The organism is Natrinema caseinilyticum, from assembly GCF_024227435.1.
Taxonomy (GTDB): Archaea; Halobacteriota; Halobacteria; order Halobacteriales; family Natrialbaceae; genus Natrinema; species Natrinema caseinilyticum.
On sequence record NZ_CP100445.1, the window covers coordinates 649,314 to 664,275 of the forward strand.

At 64.6% G+C, this 14,962-nt stretch carries 19 protein-coding genes and 1 pseudogene; 8 read left to right on the forward strand and 12 right to left on the reverse strand.

Translation table 11 applies throughout. The features are described 5' to 3' along the window. Position 1: 1 nt before the first annotated feature. Positions 2–394: an IS200/IS605 family transposase gene (gene tnpA, locus NJT13_RS03085; RefSeq protein WP_254524027.1), complete on the reverse strand. Its 393-nt coding sequence runs from the start codon at positions 392–394 to the stop codon at positions 2–4. Between the two features lie 741 nt (positions 395–1,135). Here tnpA and NJT13_RS03090 point away from each other — a divergent pair. Further along, complete coding sequence (locus NJT13_RS03090; protein WP_254524028.1) at positions 1,136–1,351, forward strand: hypothetical protein; 216 nt, start codon at positions 1,136–1,138, stop codon at positions 1,349–1,351. A gap of 185 nt (positions 1,352–1,536) precedes the next feature. Here NJT13_RS03090 and gvpM read toward each other — a convergent pair whose 3' ends face one another. From gvpM to NJT13_RS03130, 8 genes and pseudogenes are all read right to left on the reverse strand, one after another. Then, positions 1,537–1,854: a gas vesicle protein GvpM gene (gene gvpM / locus NJT13_RS03095; protein WP_254524029.1), complete on the reverse strand. Its 318-nt coding sequence runs from the start codon at positions 1,852–1,854 to the stop codon at positions 1,537–1,539. Then, on the reverse strand, positions 1,851–2,801 hold the full coding sequence (gene gvpL / locus NJT13_RS03100) for a gas vesicle protein GvpL (protein ID WP_254524030.1): 951 nt from the start codon (positions 2,799–2,801) through the stop codon (positions 1,851–1,853). The genes gvpM and gvpL overlap by 4 nt, the downstream gene beginning before the upstream one ends. After that, positions 2,798–3,142 carry a gas vesicle protein K gene (locus NJT13_RS03105; protein WP_254524031.1) on the reverse strand — a complete coding sequence of 115 codons (345 nt, stop codon included), beginning with the start codon at positions 3,140–3,142 and terminating at the stop codon, positions 2,798–2,800. Before NJT13_RS03105 ends, gvpL begins: the two co-directional genes overlap by 4 nt. A 26-nt stretch (positions 3,143–3,168) precedes the next feature. Next, positions 3,169–3,576 (reverse strand): annotated as a pseudogene (gene gvpJ / locus NJT13_RS23225) (gas vesicle protein GvpJ); the annotation flags it as partial. 86 nt (positions 3,577–3,662) lie between these two features. After that, positions 3,663–4,571, reverse strand: a complete 909-nt coding sequence (locus NJT13_RS03115) for a hypothetical protein (protein ID WP_254524032.1) — start codon at positions 4,569–4,571, stop codon at positions 3,663–3,665. Next, positions 4,568–5,128 carry an Hsp20/alpha crystallin family protein gene (locus NJT13_RS03120; protein WP_254524033.1) on the reverse strand — a complete coding sequence of 187 codons (561 nt, stop codon included), beginning with the start codon at positions 5,126–5,128 and terminating at the stop codon, positions 4,568–4,570. Before NJT13_RS03120 ends, NJT13_RS03115 begins: the two co-directional genes overlap by 4 nt. Further along, positions 5,128–5,382 carry a gas vesicle protein GvpF gene (gene gvpF / locus NJT13_RS03125; RefSeq protein WP_254524034.1) on the reverse strand — a complete coding sequence of 85 codons (255 nt, stop codon included), beginning with the start codon at positions 5,380–5,382 and terminating at the stop codon, positions 5,128–5,130. The genes NJT13_RS03120 and gvpF overlap by 1 nt, the downstream gene beginning before the upstream one ends. A gap of 2 nt (positions 5,383–5,384) precedes the next feature. Then, on the reverse strand, positions 5,385–6,008 hold the full coding sequence (locus NJT13_RS03130; RefSeq protein ID WP_254525373.1) for a GvpL/GvpF family gas vesicle protein: 624 nt from the start codon (positions 6,006–6,008) through the stop codon (positions 5,385–5,387). A 359-nt stretch (positions 6,009–6,367) separates the two neighbouring features. Here NJT13_RS03130 and gvpA point away from each other — a divergent pair, with 359 nt between their 5' ends. The 4 genes from gvpA to NJT13_RS03150 all read left to right on the forward strand — a co-directional run bounded on the left by gvpA (position 6,368) and on the right by NJT13_RS03150 (position 8,153). Beyond that, the gene (gvpA, locus tag NJT13_RS03135; protein WP_254525374.1) at positions 6,368–6,655 is read left to right on the forward strand and encodes a gas vesicle protein GvpA; all 288 of its coding nucleotides are present in this window, start codon (positions 6,368–6,370) and stop codon (positions 6,653–6,655) included. A 6-nt stretch (positions 6,656–6,661) separates the two neighbouring features. Then, positions 6,662–7,138, forward strand: a complete 477-nt coding sequence (locus NJT13_RS03140; protein ID WP_254524035.1) for a hypothetical protein — start codon at positions 6,662–6,664, stop codon at positions 7,136–7,138. Between the two features lie 51 nt (positions 7,139–7,189). Continuing rightward, entirely contained in the window at positions 7,190–7,741 is a 552-nt protein-coding gene (gene gvpO, locus NJT13_RS03145; RefSeq protein WP_254524036.1) for a gas vesicle protein GvpO, halophile-type, read from the forward strand. Between the two features lie 73 nt (positions 7,742–7,814). Further along, positions 7,815–8,153, forward strand: coding sequence for a CHY zinc finger protein (locus NJT13_RS03150; protein WP_254524037.1), 339 nt, complete (start codon positions 7,815–7,817; stop codon positions 8,151–8,153). Here NJT13_RS03150 and NJT13_RS03155 read toward each other — a convergent pair. Beyond that, positions 8,063–9,319, reverse strand: coding sequence for a winged helix-turn-helix transcriptional regulator (locus NJT13_RS03155; protein WP_254524038.1), 1,257 nt, complete (start codon positions 9,317–9,319; stop codon positions 8,063–8,065). The genes NJT13_RS03150 and NJT13_RS03155 overlap by 91 nt on opposite strands. Positions 9,320–9,451: 132 nt before the next feature. On the opposite strand from NJT13_RS03155, the gene mutS reads away from it, so the two are divergent. From mutS to NJT13_RS03170, 3 genes are all read left to right on the forward strand, one after another. Further along, the gene (gene mutS, locus NJT13_RS03160) at positions 9,452–12,286 is read left to right on the forward strand and encodes a DNA mismatch repair protein MutS (protein ID WP_254524039.1); all 2,835 of its coding nucleotides are present in this window, start codon (positions 9,452–9,454) and stop codon (positions 12,284–12,286) included. Positions 12,287–12,425: 139 nt separating this feature from the next. Then, complete coding sequence (locus NJT13_RS03165) at positions 12,426–12,569, forward strand: hypothetical protein (RefSeq protein WP_254524040.1); 144 nt, start codon at positions 12,426–12,428, stop codon at positions 12,567–12,569. Positions 12,570–12,727: 158 nt separating this feature from the next. Then, complete coding sequence (locus NJT13_RS03170) at positions 12,728–13,183, forward strand: YbhB/YbcL family Raf kinase inhibitor-like protein (RefSeq protein WP_254524041.1); 456 nt, start codon at positions 12,728–12,730, stop codon at positions 13,181–13,183. A gap of 77 nt (positions 13,184–13,260) precedes the next feature. Here the strand turns inward: NJT13_RS03170 and nucS are convergent, their stop codons facing one another. Together nucS and NJT13_RS03180 are read right to left on the reverse strand one after the other, a co-directional pair. Further along, complete coding sequence (gene nucS / locus NJT13_RS03175) at positions 13,261–14,004, reverse strand: endonuclease NucS (protein WP_254524042.1); 744 nt, start codon at positions 14,002–14,004, stop codon at positions 13,261–13,263. A gap of 151 nt (positions 14,005–14,155) precedes the next feature. Then, positions 14,156–14,638 (reverse strand): DUF7984 family protein, encoded by a 483-nt coding sequence (locus NJT13_RS03180; protein WP_254524043.1) that lies wholly within the window; start codon positions 14,636–14,638, stop codon positions 14,156–14,158. Positions 14,639–14,962 lie beyond the last annotated feature (324 nt).

The following is a 14,962-nucleotide window of genomic DNA, read 5'->3' on the forward strand; positions in this document are numbered from 1 at the left end:
GCTACTCCTCCTCGACGTACTTCATGAGTACGTCGATGCTCACTTGGCCGGTGGTGGCGAGGAAGTACCCCGGTTGCCAGAACGCCTTGTCGAGTGCCTGCCGAACCTCGGGATTCTCGTCACGGATTTTGCGGGACGTGACGCCCTTGAGCGAGTTGATGAACTTGGTGAGGTCGGTCGTTGGCTTCGCCGTGAACAAGATATGAACGTGGTCGGAACCGCCGTTGACGTTCTGGATGTTCACGCCGAAGTCCTCGGAGATGTCGCTGGCAATCTCACCGACCCGTTCTGCGATTTCGTCGGTGAGGAGGTCTGCGCGGTACTTCGTGACGGTCACGAAGTGATATTGGAGCGCGTAGACCGTGTGTGACCCGGTTTCGAGGTTGTACTTCATTTGGCCGTACTGATTTATACACACCCAATTTTAATGAATGTTTGCAGTCGTGGGGTATTCGGCCTGCAACCGACGGTGGTTCGTGTAGGAGTTGTCGGCTTCACGCCCGTCCTAAAGGGCGGGATTCTCGCCTTGAAAAAAAGATAGTAGTCTTTGAAAGTCAATGCACACCCCGATCGCGAATTCGGGGCCAGCGAGTCTTCGCTGGCCGCTTCACTGCGATCGGTGAGTGAATCGTTTCAAAGACTACTATAGCGACGGGGCTGCGAAGCATCCGGAACTGACGGTCGGAGCTCTCGGCAGGTTCTCGACCGTCGGTCGATACCCGTCCGCCGCTCGAGTACGGGACTCGAACGATGAGGATGCGACGAGAGAATGAGGGCGACGACGGGGGCGCAAAGCGACGTCGAGGGCGATGATCGACGCCGAAATCACGAGGGAGTACCGGTTGTCTCTCCGTCAACCAACTCCAGGGTAAGCAGAACATTTCCGCTCGTTTCACGGAGAAAGGGACGTTTTAGATGGCTTCAGTTGGTTCCCACATATCGAAACTGATCCCGTCGCTGCATTGCGATTATGAGGTTCTTACGTCCGTTCTATCGGTATCGATGGATTGCATGTTCGTGCGGGACCTCCTCGAGACCCCGGCGATGACCGACCACCGGGTAAGACACCCATAGTCTCTCATTCCGTTCGGTTACAAGCCGGATAACTACAACCGGTGCTGTTAACCGAACAGACATGATCACCTGTACAAACTGTGAAACAGCCCAGTTCCTGCAGATCACGCAGAGTCGCGTCTATTTCGAGGACGGAGAAATGATCAACGAAATCTCCGAGACCTACGAGTGTACGTTGTGTGGGGCGACTGGTCGATACGTCTACGACGACGACCGCGACGAAGAGACGATCACAGGTGACGTCGAACACACGACCGAACGCCCGAAATACGCCTGACGAGCGGCCCCCGTCCGGGGGCGATCTCGTTTCCGAGAGCCCGTTCGAACGCGAAGAACACGACGGTGGACCGCTCGGTTCTCGATCACCATCTGCCCATCTGCCCATCTGCCGGCGTCGTCGCGATTCTGCTCGGGACCGTTCACCGCTGATCGAGTCTCTCGGCCGCTGTTCGGATTCCGTATTTACGCGTCCTCGTCTCGCTTACGGTCCTCGTCGTGAGGCCAATCGACGGACCGGTCGTCCCGTTCGTCGGGGCCCGGAACCGATTCGCGCGTGGCGTACTGTCCACGACTGACGGCGGCTCGACGGCTGGCATCCCACTCCTCGAAGAGGCCGTACTCCGTCATGGTTTCCATGCCCGCGATCGCGGCTGTGAGTTTGATCCCCACGAGCGGAATATCCGCGACCGATACGATCACGTCCGCGCGAAGGATCGCGCCGTCTCTGAGCAACACGTCGAGAACGTCGACGAGCGCCTCGTCGTTTTTTTGGGGCCTCATGGTCTCGGATTCGCGTGATCGCTCCCAGCGGTCGTCTCGCCATCTCCGCCCAGTTCCGGTGCGAACGTGTACGGCGGCCACGGTCCCGTAAATCTCACCTCGAGGCCCTCGTTCGCCGCCACGTCGTCGAGTATCGATCCGATCGCGGCTTCGTCGTCCTCGTGGGCCAGGAGGGTAAGTCGGCACAGCGTTTCGCCGGCGTCCGAGCGTTCGGTCTCGTCGCTCGGGGGACCGCCGCGTTCCGTCACGTCGTCGAGCGTCGCGTTCGGCGAGCGCTCGAGCGCGTGGACCTCCCGGGCATCCGCGGCCAGTCGCTTCCGGAGGTCGGCCGTCACCGACTCCCGTCGGGCCGCTCGTCGCTCGGCGAGCCGCTGGTCGAACTTCTTCTCGAGCAAGAACGCCGTGCCGTCGTCGGCGTTTCTGATCTGTTCGTCGAGTTCGCGCAGTCTGTCGTCGTGCTCGATCAGCGTCCCGTCGTCGATCGGGTCGACTTCCACGACCTCGACGCGGTACTCCCAGTGATCGGCCAGCCCCGAAAGCGCCCCCTCGAGTGTGTCGTGCTCCCGGCGGAGCCACTCGCCGACGGTCTCGTCGTCACCCCTGAGGATGGTATCGAACTGGAACGGGATCGGCGTTCCGAAGGCCTGACCCGCCTCGTCTACGACCGTCTGGTGGCGGACGAGCCAGCGTCTGATCTGTGCGATATTCGCCGTGTCGTAGATGGCGTCGCAGGCGTGGACGACGGCACCGATTCCGTCTTCGACCACGATCGAAACCGGTTCGTCGTCGACACCGTTCGTCCGAAACGCGGCGTCCTCGTCGGCCCGGACGAGACAGTAGAGGTACCGGCCCTCGTCGATCACCGGCGTCTCCGCCGGGTCGCCCGTCGTCCGATCGGTCGGCTCCTCGAGTCGTTCCGCCCGCCGCTCCGAGCCGTTTTCGCTCACTCGCCGTCACCTCCGAACACGCTGTAGCCCGGCCTCCGAGCGGCCGTGGGTTCTCCGTGGAGCTGTTCGATCGCGTCGTTGACCAGCCCGTCTAGATCGTTCCGGAGGTCGTCGACGCCGGGTTCGATCCCCTCGTCGCTTTTGAGCTGTTCGATTTCACCTTCGATCGTCGAGAGCTGGGTGCCGAGGCGCTCGATCTCGTCGTCCGTGAGGTCGCCGGATTCCATGCGACGGATGGCCTCGCGCTCGAGCGCGTCGATCAGAATCTCGACCACTGCGATAACCAGGGTCATCAACCCGTCGCGAGCGTCCGTCCCGTCACCAACGTCGATGCTGGTCACGAGTCGTCACCCCCCGATTCGGCCCGCGGCTCGGCGGACGATTCGTCGGATTCCGATTCCCTGTCGTCCTCGCCCGCGGGTTCCTCCGAATCGGCGGTTTCGCGTTCGTCGTCGGCGTTCGGCTCGTCGGCCGCCGTGATGTTGACACCCCGTGCAGGGTCGATAACCGGATTCGGCCGATCCGCCTCCGCGAGTTCGGGTTCGTCGACCGCCGCAGCGACGCGCTCCATATCCGTCCCCTCGGGAAACTCGAGACCGTACTTCGCCGCGGTTTCGAACGATGCGATGGCGGCTCGAACCTGGACGCCGAGCAGTTGCGTGTCGCCGATCGAAACGGCGATATCGGCGTTGATGACGATTCCTTTGTCGAGCAGCATCTCGACCACTTCGGCGAGGTCCGCCTTCTGGCGACTGGGTCGAAACTCGTCACTCACTGGCATCACCTCCTGTATCGGACGTCTCCGGGTTCGCGTCGGTCGTCGGACTCACCTCGCGGCCGCGTCGTCGTCGCGTTCGTGTGTCAATCATTGGTCGTTCTCCGTCGTTCCCGCTCGAGTTCGAAGCGGCGGCCGTAGATTCGCTCGCGCGTCGGTGCCGTCGAGAGCGTCACGTCCCGCGGCACGGTCGAGTAGCGCGTCCCGCCGCCGAGATCCTGCCTGTCCGTCGGGATCGTCGACGCCGCCGTCGGATTTCGCGAGTTCGTACTCGTATCCTGACGGCGCATCTTCTCGCGGTTGAACTCGTACAGTCGTTCGAACCGTTCGTGGGTCTCGAGTAGCGCCGTTCGGAAGGCATCGATGCCTTCTATGGCCTGCCGCTGAATGGCCGCCTGATACGCTTCGGGGTCGTCCCGAATGTCGAGGTCCCCGAACGCTTCCGTCGTGGCCTCGGAGGCGCTCAGGTCCGTCTCGAGAAGGTCCCCACCTTCGCCGAAGAGGCGCTCGTCACCGCGTGCGATCTCCGAGACCGCTTTTTCTACCGTTCCGGCGTCCGCGTCGTCCGCGAGATTCTCGAGGGCGTCGTCCAGTTCGCGTTTCTCCTGCCAGAGGTCGCTGAGATCCGCCGCGTTCCAGGTTTCCAGCAGGTCGATCGCGTCGAACAGTTCCCGGAAGTCGACGAGTGCCGTCGCGTCTGCTTCGTCGGCCAGCACCTCGTCGACGCTGCCGGCCTCGAACGCGTCCACTACCTCCCCCTCGTCGATCGCCTCGGGCAGGTCGGTGAGATCCATCGCCTCGAGCAGTTCGCCGATCTCCTCGACGACTCGAACGAGCGCGTCGACGTCACCGATCACCGACTCGATGGTGTCGTCGTCGAGGTCCTCGATGGCGTCGCTGTCGGCGAGCGTCTCAGAGAGTCTCTCGAGGCTCTCCATCCCGTTCGCGAGCAGTCCGTCGAGCGTCTCCTCGCCCTCGTCCTCGCCGTCGCTCATCGCTCGTCCTCTGGCTCGTCGACATCGGTCTCCGGACGGACCTGAACGGAGAGGACGCCGTTTCTGATTCTCGCCCGCGACGAGGTCTGGCGCCAGGGGACCGCCACGCGACCGATTTCGCGGGCCCCGACGGCGATGACCAGGTCGGAATCGTCGAAGCCGACCGTGACGTCGTCCGGATCGACACCGGGGATGTCCGCGGTGACGAGCAGTTCGTCGTCGTGGGTTCGGGTCGCCACGTGGTGGTCGCTCGAGGGACCCGACGACCGAACCCGTCGCGTTCGCGGCCGACCGGTGTCTCCATCGCGGGCCGCGTCCTCGCCGAATGGCCAGTCGTCCGCCGACAATTCGTCGCCCGTTTGGATCGAAACGTCGTAATCGAAGACGGTCCGGTCGCTCCGACGCCGACCGGCTCTCGACGCCCGTCCGCTCTCGAGCGATTCGAGGGCGGACAGGAGACTCGAAAGCCAGTGGTCGCTTCCGTCAGCGTTCCAGTCGTCGGCGTCGCGGTCGGAATCCGATTCGTCGCGGTCGTCGTCCGGAAATCGTTCGCTCATTATCGTTTCACCTCCACGCGGCCGCTCGAGAGCCGCTCGTGAACGTCGCGGGCCGTCTCCAGTTCCGCCTCGAGTTCCGCTTTGCGTCGTCGGTATTCCGCGTCCGAACGTTCGCCGAGTTCGTACAGCAACTGATTCTCCTTGAGGTCGGCCTCGATCGCTTCGACGTCGTACATCTCGTCGAGAGCGATGGAGTGAAGCGCATCGACGATGCCGACGAACGGGCGAACGAGGAGATCGTCGAGAACGAACATGGTTATCGTTTGGCTCCGATTTCCACGTCGACGAAGCTGTAGGGCGCGAAGGGGCCCGTGTATTGAACCAACAGTTCGTCGTGATCGTCTTCGAACTCGGCCACCGCCTCGTCGAACGCTTCGCGGTCGTCCTCGTCGACGAGATACGACCGATTGAGCACGAGCCGATCGCTGAACAGGTCGTTTTCGACTGACTGTGCGGCGATGGTGCCGAACACGTCGGCCACCTCGGCTTCGACCGCGTCGCGGTCGACGTCGGCGCCCTCCTCGCGAACGAGTTTGAGGCCGAGTTCGACCGTGCCTTCGATATCGTTCATCGCGCGCCGGAAAGCCGGTCGCGCACCCCGCAGGACGTTTTTCAACTCCCGATCGCCTTCGAAGGCCATTCCGAACTGCATGGGAACGATGGTCGTTCCGCCGTCGTGTGCCATGATCTCCCGGAGGACCTCGTCGTGGATCTGCGCGTCTTCGTCGGTCTCCGCCGGATCGGTCGTGTCGATATCGGAGACGACGGCCCCGAGTCGCCGATGGGAGACCGTGTAGACGCGCTCGGCACCCGCGACGGCCTCGGTCTCGAACTCGATGTCGTCCGATTCGACGACACCGTAGACGTACCGGTTCGTCACCTGTGGATCACCCGCTCGGATACCGTCGCGTCCGGTCGTCCGTCTCTCCGATCCGCGTTCGGCCGCGGCTCGAGTCCCGATCGGTTTCCCGACCTGCATAGTCGCCGTCCGACGCGCTGCTGACGCCGAGAACGGCGCTTGCGGATCGATATGGGCGTGTCAGCGTCGTCACGGTCGATGGTGGTACGTCTCGATGACATGAGTCTCAGATATCGTGTCGTCCTCGTCGTCACGGGCGTCTCCCGTATCGCTTCGAAGCGTCGGCCCCCGAGCGCCTCACGGTGGTGCTTGCCATCGCAGCCTCTCGCTCGCTTGCAGTAGCAGCGCGAGGCGTGTTACGGCGCGGCGCTCAACCCTCGCTGGCTATGGCACAACGAACACCGAATTCATCGAGCCTCGCAGAAGTCCTCGACCGCGTCCTCGACAAGGGCGTCGTCATCGACGTCTGGGCGCGTATCTCGGTCGTCGGGATCGAACTACTGACGGTCGAGGCTCGTGTCGTCGTCGCCTCGGTCGACACCTTCCTGCACTACGCGGAGGAGATCGCAAAAATTGAGCAAGCGACGGCGGAGGGAGACATCGAAGAGATCGAGGAACTCGAGGTCGAGACGCGGCCCGAATCGTCACCGAAGTCGACACCGAACTAATGCGTCATGCCGGACGATACCTCGCGCAAGCGCACGGTCCGCGGCCGGAACATAAGCGCCAGCAGAGCGCAGAAAGCCGGCCGGAGAGCGAAGAAAGAACTCGCGCGATCTGCATCGAACTCGAACGCCGGTTCCCGAAGCCGCGACACCCCGCTCTCCGATCCTGCGGAGATCGACCCCGATCCGTTCGTCGAAACCGAGCGAGAGATCGTCGCGTCGCACGTCGACATTTCCGACGACGCCATCGAGTCGATCGTCGGAACGACGCGAGCGCTGCGCGAGGAACTCGGGCTGGTCGTCGGGACGCGTGCGGCGATTACGGCAGCGAAGGGGCTCGAAGTCTTCGGTGGTACCGCCGAAGCCGGGACGTTCGACGACGAGACGATGACGAACGTCTTCACGGACGTTCTCGCACCGGAGGTGGCGCGCGGGGACGGAGGCGACGTCGACGAGTTGCGATCACAGATAACCGACACCGTCTGATCCAACGGCGGTGGCGATCGAACAGAATCACACCGAATCGACACTGGACATATGGCCGAAGCAGACACGCGATCACGGGAGCAGTGTAAGGCCCTCACCGAGGACGGCGAGCGCTGCACGCGGCAGGCACAGGACGACGGGTTCTGCTACCAACACGACGAAGGTGATCCAACAGTGAGCAACAGTCAGGCAGCCGAACACGACCGAGAGGCCGAATCGGCGGACGAACAGGCCACCGGCAGTACCGGCCCTCCGGAATCGCGCGCGGGAACCGACATGACCGCCGAGGAGCGAACCGATCCCCAGACGGCCGACACGGACGACGTCGACGCGGACCAGGAGATCGCGGGAATTCTCGCGGTCAGGAAGACCGTCGAATCCACCGCCGGCCAGCTCGTCGGTCACGAGTTCGATGGAGTCAGCGAAATCTCCCCGACCGACGACGGCTGGCGCGCGATCGTCGAAGTAATCGAACGCCGCGCTGTCCCCGACACACAGGACATCATCGGCCGCTACGAGATCGAACTCGACGACGACGCCGTCGTTCACGGATACCGGCGGATCGATCGATACCGCCGCGGAGACACCACAGAGTTCGAATGAGAACTCCGTGAGAGACGAACGGGCCGATCACAACCTCGAAGGTCCTCGGACGCCTCGAGCCGAACACGCGCCTATGACGAGGGACGCAGTTCGCGGCGTCGATGTCGGACCGCACACGCGCTGTGCCCACTACCACACCAGCCACGACGTCGTTGCGTTCAAGTTCGCCTGCTGCGAACGCTACTATTCCTGTTTTCGGTGCCACGAGGAAGTCACGGACCACGAGTCCGAACCGTGGCACCGAAACCGATTCGACGAGCCCTCGGTGCTGTGTGGCGTTTGCGACACCACGCTCACCGTTCCCGACTATCTCGAGGCCGACTATCGGTGTCCGGCGTGCGGAGCCGCGTTCAATCCGGGCTGTGCGAGCCACGCGGAGGTATACTTCGAGACCGAACGATCCGATTCGTAACGGGCGAAACGGCGTAGAGCCGGTCGGGCCCAGTCGTCGGCCGGTGCAGTCTGCGAGTCGACCGACATCGCGGCGTCGTCGACCACGGCCGCTTCGACCCGCGGGGGGACTTCGTTGACGATCGATCGGCCGTCCGTTTCGCGGACGACCAGCCCGTCGTCTCCCAGCGACGACAGGTGGTGTGAGATCGTACTCGGGTCGCGCTCGAGTTCGTCGGCGAGTCGATCGTTACGGGCCCGGCCGAGTTCGACCAGCGTCTCGAGAACGTCGCGCTTTGCAGGTTCCGCGAGGGCGGCCGTTAGTTCGGCTCCGTCCGCATCGAGGAAGTACCGGCGTTTGCCGTTGACCTTGATGGCGGTCACCAGCGACTCGTCCTCGAGAACGCGAACGTGGTAGCGAACCGTCGAAAGCGGGATACCGGTTCGGTCGCTCACTCGAGAGAGGTAACTACCGGGCGCGGCCTCGATCCGCTCGTAGATTTCCCGCCTGCCGTCGCGATCGAGCGGATCCGAGTCGTCGTACCGGCTGTATCTGAATAGCGGAAGGACCTTCCAGGGGAGGGCGGAACCGGCCCGCTGGAGGCGTCCGACGCCACGGACGTGGCGCAGCCAACTGGCGGTTGCGCTGCTCGCCGCGCCCGCAGTCCCGGCGGCGCCCGAACCACCCGCCGCCGCGCCGGAAACGGTAATCGCACCGAGCAGTCCGACGAGCACCGCGTCGGTCGCAGCCCCCGTCGCACCGGGAGTCCCGGCCGAAGCGGAGTTGTTCCGGCTCCGGTCCGCGTTCCCGGTTTCGGTCCGTCGTGCGTCGTCGCTCGAGTCAACACTGTCAGGGTCCGCCGTACGCCCGTCGAGCCCGGTCCTGGCACCGACGGCGGCGGAGACCGTTCCCTCGCTGACCGACTCGACCGCAGCGATCGTCTCTTCGAGCGTCCCACCAACGGCGTCCGTCGTCGTGTCGACGGTGTCGGTCGTCTCTTCGAGAATGGCGGATGGCGAGTTCGCCGTTCCGGTGATACCGAAGAGGCCACCGCCGGGGGAGGCCGCGGTCGGACTCGACAGGTCCATCGTGGCCCCCGCCGCAACACCAGTGAATCCGCCGCCGAGGAGCATCGCGACGAGGACAACTGCGAGCACGCGCCCCGCGGTCGGCGAATCCCGTTTCATACCGGTCTCCCCCTATGAGGCGTGGACCGTAATACGCTTTTTCGGTATCGTGTCGGTGCGGTACTGTCGTCGGTGCGTTTTCGAAGGTCGTATCCAGCAAGGTATTTCCGCTTCGAGCGGCGGAATTTAGGTATGGATGCGGCGCTTGGCCCGCCCGAGGCGATGGCCGAGAAGTACGACGACCTGACGCCGATGATGCGTCAGTATTACGACCTCTGTGACCGCTACGACGACGCGATCGTTCTGTTTCAGGTCGGTGACTTCTACGAGACGTTCTGCGAGGCGGCCGAACGGACCGCCCGCCTGCTCGAGATTACCCTGACCAGTCGCGAGGACAGTACCGGCGAGTACCCGATGTCCGGCATTCCGATCGACAACGCCGAGTCGTACATCGAGCGGTTGCTCGAGGCCGGCTACCGGGTCGCAGTCGCAGATCAGGTCGAGGAACCGGGCGAGTCGCCGGGCGTCGTCGAGCGCGCCGTCACGCGCGTCATCACGCCCGGGACGCTCACCGAAGACGAATTGCTGGCGACCGACGACAACAATTTCGTCGCGGCCGTCGCACGCGGCGACGGGTCCGGATCCGGCGACGCCTGCGGCGAGTTCGCGCTCGCCCTGCTCGACGTATCGACGGGTGATTTTCTCGCGACCAGTTCGACGTCCCGGGAGTCGATCGCCACCGAAGTGAGCCGGTTCGACCCCGCCGAGGCGGTCGTCGGCCCCGACGCGTCCGCCGATCTGTTTCCGGCGGGCTGCATGGTGTCGCCGTTCGACGAACGCGTCTTCGATATCGATCGCGCCAGCAGGACACTCTCGAGGTACTTCCAGACCCCCGATACCCTGCTCGCGAGCGACGCCGAAATTCGGGCCTGCGGCGCGCTTCTGTCCTACGCAGAGTACGTCCGCGGTGGCACACACGAAGGCGAGCGCGGCGATCCTTCCCAGGGAGACGGTGAACGCGACGACGGCGAGTGCGGCGCCGGGACCGAGGGCGCTGACGACTCCGTTCCCGGGCAGCCCGATCGCAAGCGCCTCGAGTATCTCACCCACCTCACGCGGTACGACCCACGAGAGTATCTGCTGTTGGACGCGGTGGCCCTCCGCAGCCTCGAACTGTTCGAACCCCGGGCCGTCCACGGGCGGGACGACGCGACCCTGATCGGCGTCTTAGACGAGACCGCAAGCGCTCTCGGCGGGCGTAAGCTCCGCGACTGGCTCCGGCGGCCGCTGCTCGAGGCGAGTCTGATCGAGGCGCGACAAGACGCGGTCGAAGAACTCACGGGCGCGGTCCGGACTCGCGAACGACTCCACGACCGCCTTCGCGAGGTTTACGACCTCGAGCGGCTAATCGGACGGATTTCGCGCGAACGTGCGAACGCACGGGACCTGCGCTCGCTTCGGGACACCCTCGCCGTCGTGCCCGACGTGCGTGCGGAACTCGGTGCGGCCGACTGCGATCGACTGCAGCGTCTCCGCGAGAAACTCGATCCGCTGGCCGACGTCCGCCGACTGATCGAGGACGCGATCGTTCCCGACCCGCCGATCGAAATCACCGAGGGCGGGGTCATCGCCGAAGGGTACGATACCGGCCTCGACGAATTGCGCGCAACGGCCCGTGATGGCAAACAGTGGATCGACGAGTTGGAGGAACGCGAGCGCGACCGGACGGGGATCGACTCGCTTTCGGTCGGGTACAATTCGGTTCACGGCTACTACATCGAAGTGACGAACCCGAACCTCGAGCAGGTTCCCGAGGACTACCAGCGCCGACAGACGCTCAAAAACTCCGAGCGGTTCGTGACTCCGGCGCTCAAAGAACGCGAAGATCAGATCGTCGGCGCGGAAGAGCGGGCGGACGAGCGGGAGTACGAACTCTTCTGTGACGTGCGCCGCGAAATCGCCGACGAGGTCGAACGCGTGCAGGCACTCGCCGACGCGCTGGCGACGCTGGACGCCCTCGTCTCGCTCGCGACGGCCGCGGCCCAGTACGACTACAGCCGTCCCGATATCGTCGACCGCGACGGGAGCCAGGTCATAGAGATCGAGGGCGGCCGCCATCCCGTCGTCGAACGGACGCAGGACTCGTTCGTCCCGAACGACGCCCGCTTCGAGCGCGATCGGCGGCTGGCGGTCATCACGGGTCCGAACATGTCGGGCAAATCGACGTACATGCGGCAAGTCGCACAAATCGTCCTGCTCGCGCAGGTCGGAAGCTTCGTTCCGGCCGGAGCCGCCCGGCTCACCCCCGTCGATCAGATTTTCACCCGCGTCGGCGCCAGCGACGACATCGCGGGCGGACGCTCGACGTTCATGGTGGAGATGGAGGAACTCGCGACCATCCTGCGGGACGCTGACGAACGGTCGCTGGTCCTGCTGGACGAAGTCGGTCGCGGTACCTCGACGGCGGACGGGACGGCCATCGCGCAGGCGATTACCGAACACCTCCACGACGAGGTCGGCGCGACCACCCTCTTTGCCACCCACCACCACCCGTTGACCGAACTCGCGGACGATCTCGAGGCGGCGTTTACGCTCCACTTCGAGGTCGACCAGGACGGCGACGAGGTCGTCTTTCACCACGAGATCGCGACCGGTGCCGCGACGGGGTCGTACGGCGTCGAAGTCGCGACCGCAGCCGGCGTTCCCGACCCGGTCGTGAATCGCGCGCGGGAGCTGATTTCGCCCGCCGCTCGCGGCGGTCTCGAGTCGAGCGGTGACGCATCTCCCACCGGGTCCACCTCGAGCGGTGAACCCGTTTTCGACCCCGTCGGCGATCCACCAGTAACGGCCACTGCGGACGGTGGTGAGTCACCAGCCAGTTCGCCGGCCACGTCGCAGGGTCACGCGGCCGGCGGCGACGTCCCGTCCGACGTGGCTGCCGAACTCCGCGCGCTCGATCTCGCACACCTCACTCCCGTCGAAGCGTTGACCGAACTCGACCGGTTGAAGCGGTTGCTCGAGGAGTGAGTCGCCAGCCGATCACCGACCGTTAGCGATTCTCCGGCGGGAGCGGGACCTCATCGTTCGCGCACGACAACCGGTGAGAACGCCGTCGGATTGCACGGACCGGCACAAGTCACAACCGCCGCGGCGACGAACGAACGCTATGACCTATCGAACGACGATCGGCTGGTCGCTCATCACCTCGGGTATCGTCACGCTACTGTTGGCGTACCTTCCCGGGAAGTCGTGGTGGTGGGGCGTCGGGCTTCTGGTGCTGGGTATCGTGATTTTCACGGTTCGCCGGTAGCCGGCCGCCGTTGCGAAGCGACGGCCGCGCGAGGTGGGGCCTGCCACTGATCCCCTCGACCGACCCCGATCGAGACGCCGCCGTCCGCTCCCGGTTGAAAGGTTATTCCGTCCGGTGGGCGAACGTTTCACCACGACTCACGGGAGGTGATGATCGACATGGGAGAACTAACACTAACCAGCCAGGCGTTCGACGACGGCGAACGCATCCCCGAGGAGTACGGCTACGCGAAAACGAACGTCAATCCGCCGCTCGAGATCGACGGCGTTCCGGACGGCGCCGAATCGCTCGCGCTGATCGTGGACGACCCCGACGCGAGGAAACCCGCCGGCACGGTGTGGGACCACTGGGTCGTCTGGAATATCCCGCCGGAGACGGGGACGATACCGGACGGGTGGACCCCCGACGAGGCGATCGAGGGGCACAACGACTTCGGCGAACGCGGCTACGGCGGCCCGAATCCGCCGGACAGGGAACACACCTACCGGTTCAGGCTGTTCGCCCTCGATACGACGCTCGATCTCGGGCCGACCACCGACGCGGACGCACTCGAGTCGGCGATCGATGGGCGCGTCCTCGAGCGGGCGGACCTCGCGGGCACGTATCCGGCCTGAGAATCGTCTCCGGGCGAAGAACCCGGACGGCGAATCGACAGCCTCGCCCGGGTCGGTGCCGACGGCCGCTCACTCGCTCACTCGGACGGCGGCTCGAGGGCGACGAACTCGAGGCCGTGATCGCTCAACAAGCGATTCGCGCGGTCGGTCACGGACGGGGAAACGAGGATGCCTCGAACGGTCGCGTCCGCGTGCAAATCTCGCTCGAGGGCGTCGACGTAGCGCCGAAGCTGGCTCACCGCGTCGGGACCCACCCGGCGTCGTTTCAGTTCGACGACGACCGCGCGACCGGCCGAGTCCTCGCCGTAGATGTCGACCGCACCCGCGGGCGTGGCGCGCTCCGTCGCGAGCGGCGTGAACCCGGTCTCGAGCAGGTCCGGGTCCTCGAGAATTCGCCGGCGGAGGTCCGCTTCGGTGCCGACGAGGGACAGTTCGGTCTCGTCGGAGCCGGAAAACGCGGACACCTGCTGGATGTCGCGAAATCGCACGCGAAGGCGTTCGTCCGGCGCCGATCGGGAACTCTCGAGAACGAGGGCCCCGTCGTCGCAGAAGACCTCGTGATCGCACCCCGGTGGTTGCCAGTTGACCGGCTGTTGACCCTCGGCGGTGTGGACCAGCGCTGCCCCGTCGGGTTTGAGCATGACGTGTCGATCGCCCGCCTCGAGGAAGCTCGTGGCGCGGCCGTCGTAATCGACGGTACACCGTCCGTAGACGGTCACCAAGGCGCTTCGATCGATCCCGCGCGCGATCGCGTCGCGGGCTGCCTCGGGCGTCGGCTGTTGGAGGGTTTTCGTTGGGTGCCCGTACTCTGAATCGCTCACTGAATCCCCCTACCGGTGGGCCGAATAAAAAGTGCCCGACAGCGACACGAACCGCCCCGCAGTGACGGCGAGAGCAAGACGACGGTCGGCGCGAACCTTCGGCGACGAAATCGGCTCGGGTCGATTTCGGACCGATGTGTTCGTGGGGACGTCACTCCACGCTAAACGGGCTCTCGCGTGCTGTCCAGTTCCAGCCCGGAAGCCGCTCCTGGAAGCCGGCGGCCAGCGCGGCTTCGCAGTCGTCGACACCGGCGTTCTCGTCTTCGTCACCCTGAACGTGGACGTCGACGTAGTGAAACGTCGCCTCGCCGAGCGTTCGTAAGGGTTGCGTGCCAGCTATCGTCGCGGCCAGTTCCCGACCGAGGACTTCGTCGACGACGAATCCGGGATAATCGCTCTCGACGTCGAGGTCTCTCAAGATGGCGACCATCGCGGCGATATTGACGGCCAGATCGCCGTCCGCGAACACGGCGTCGACTTCTGTTCGATACTGCGTTTCGGACACTGCGTCTACGTCGGTGTCGAAACGAGCCCCGAGATCCGCCCGGATGTCGTTGATTATCGGCACGACGACGTCGGCCCGTTTTGCGATCCAGTCTCGTTCCTCGACGACGCGATCACGTGTAATTCTCATCTGATGGAACCAACTACTGTCCGAACCGCCCTGGTTTTTGCGAAGGCTTTTATACCACGCAAAGAATAGCCTCGAGTAAGCGGGTTCTCCCTGGAATCTTCCCGCACGGACCAGGATGACCGGTCCGGGAGCGTGTTCGTCAGGCACGGAGTAGGATACAATGGATCGGGAGACGAGACGGAGTGTGAGCTACGTTGGCATACAGTGCCGACGTGACTCACGGTCGACTTCGACGCGGCGGACGCCGGGTGGCGGCCGACGTCGTGTCGAACGCCGTCGTCGGTTACCGATCGATATCCTGTGTCTGACGTCACATGCGGTCCT

Coding starts and splice junctions, on each gene's coding strand:
- gvpF (WP_254524034.1), bottom strand. CDS start 5,382: ATGTTCGTTCTCGACGATCTCCTCGTTCGCCCGTTCGTCGGCATCGTC.
- NJT13_RS03120 (WP_254524033.1), bottom strand. CDS start 5,128: ATGAGCGAACGATTTCCGGACGACGACCGCGACGAATCGGATTCCGAC.
- NJT13_RS03165 (WP_254524040.1), top strand. CDS start 12,426: ATGACCTATCGAACGACGATCGGCTGGTCGCTCATCACCTCGGGTATC.
- NJT13_RS03140 (WP_254524035.1), top strand. CDS start 6,662: ATGCCGGACGATACCTCGCGCAAGCGCACGGTCCGCGGCCGGAACATA.
- NJT13_RS03180 (WP_254524043.1), bottom strand. CDS start 14,638: ATGAGAATTACACGTGATCGCGTCGTCGAGGAACGAGACTGGATCGCA.
- tnpA (WP_254524027.1), bottom strand. CDS start 394: ATGAAGTACAACCTCGAAACCGGGTCACACACGGTCTACGCGCTCCAA.
- NJT13_RS03170 (WP_254524041.1), top strand. CDS start 12,728: ATGGGAGAACTAACACTAACCAGCCAGGCGTTCGACGACGGCGAACGC.
- NJT13_RS03155 (WP_254524038.1), bottom strand. CDS start 9,319: ATGAAACGGGATTCGCCGACCGCGGGGCGCGTGCTCGCAGTTGTCCTC.
- NJT13_RS03090 (WP_254524028.1), top strand. CDS start 1,136: ATGATCACCTGTACAAACTGTGAAACAGCCCAGTTCCTGCAGATCACG.
- mutS (WP_254524039.1), top strand. CDS start 9,452: ATGGATGCGGCGCTTGGCCCGCCCGAGGCGATGGCCGAGAAGTACGAC.
- NJT13_RS03150 (WP_254524037.1), top strand. CDS start 7,815: ATGACGAGGGACGCAGTTCGCGGCGTCGATGTCGGACCGCACACGCGC.
- NJT13_RS03115 (WP_254524032.1), bottom strand. CDS start 4,571: ATGAGCGACGGCGAGGACGAGGGCGAGGAGACGCTCGACGGACTGCTC.
- gvpO (WP_254524036.1), top strand. CDS start 7,190: ATGGCCGAAGCAGACACGCGATCACGGGAGCAGTGTAAGGCCCTCACC.
- gvpM (WP_254524029.1), bottom strand. CDS start 1,854: ATGAGGCCCCAAAAAAACGACGAGGCGCTCGTCGACGTTCTCGACGTG.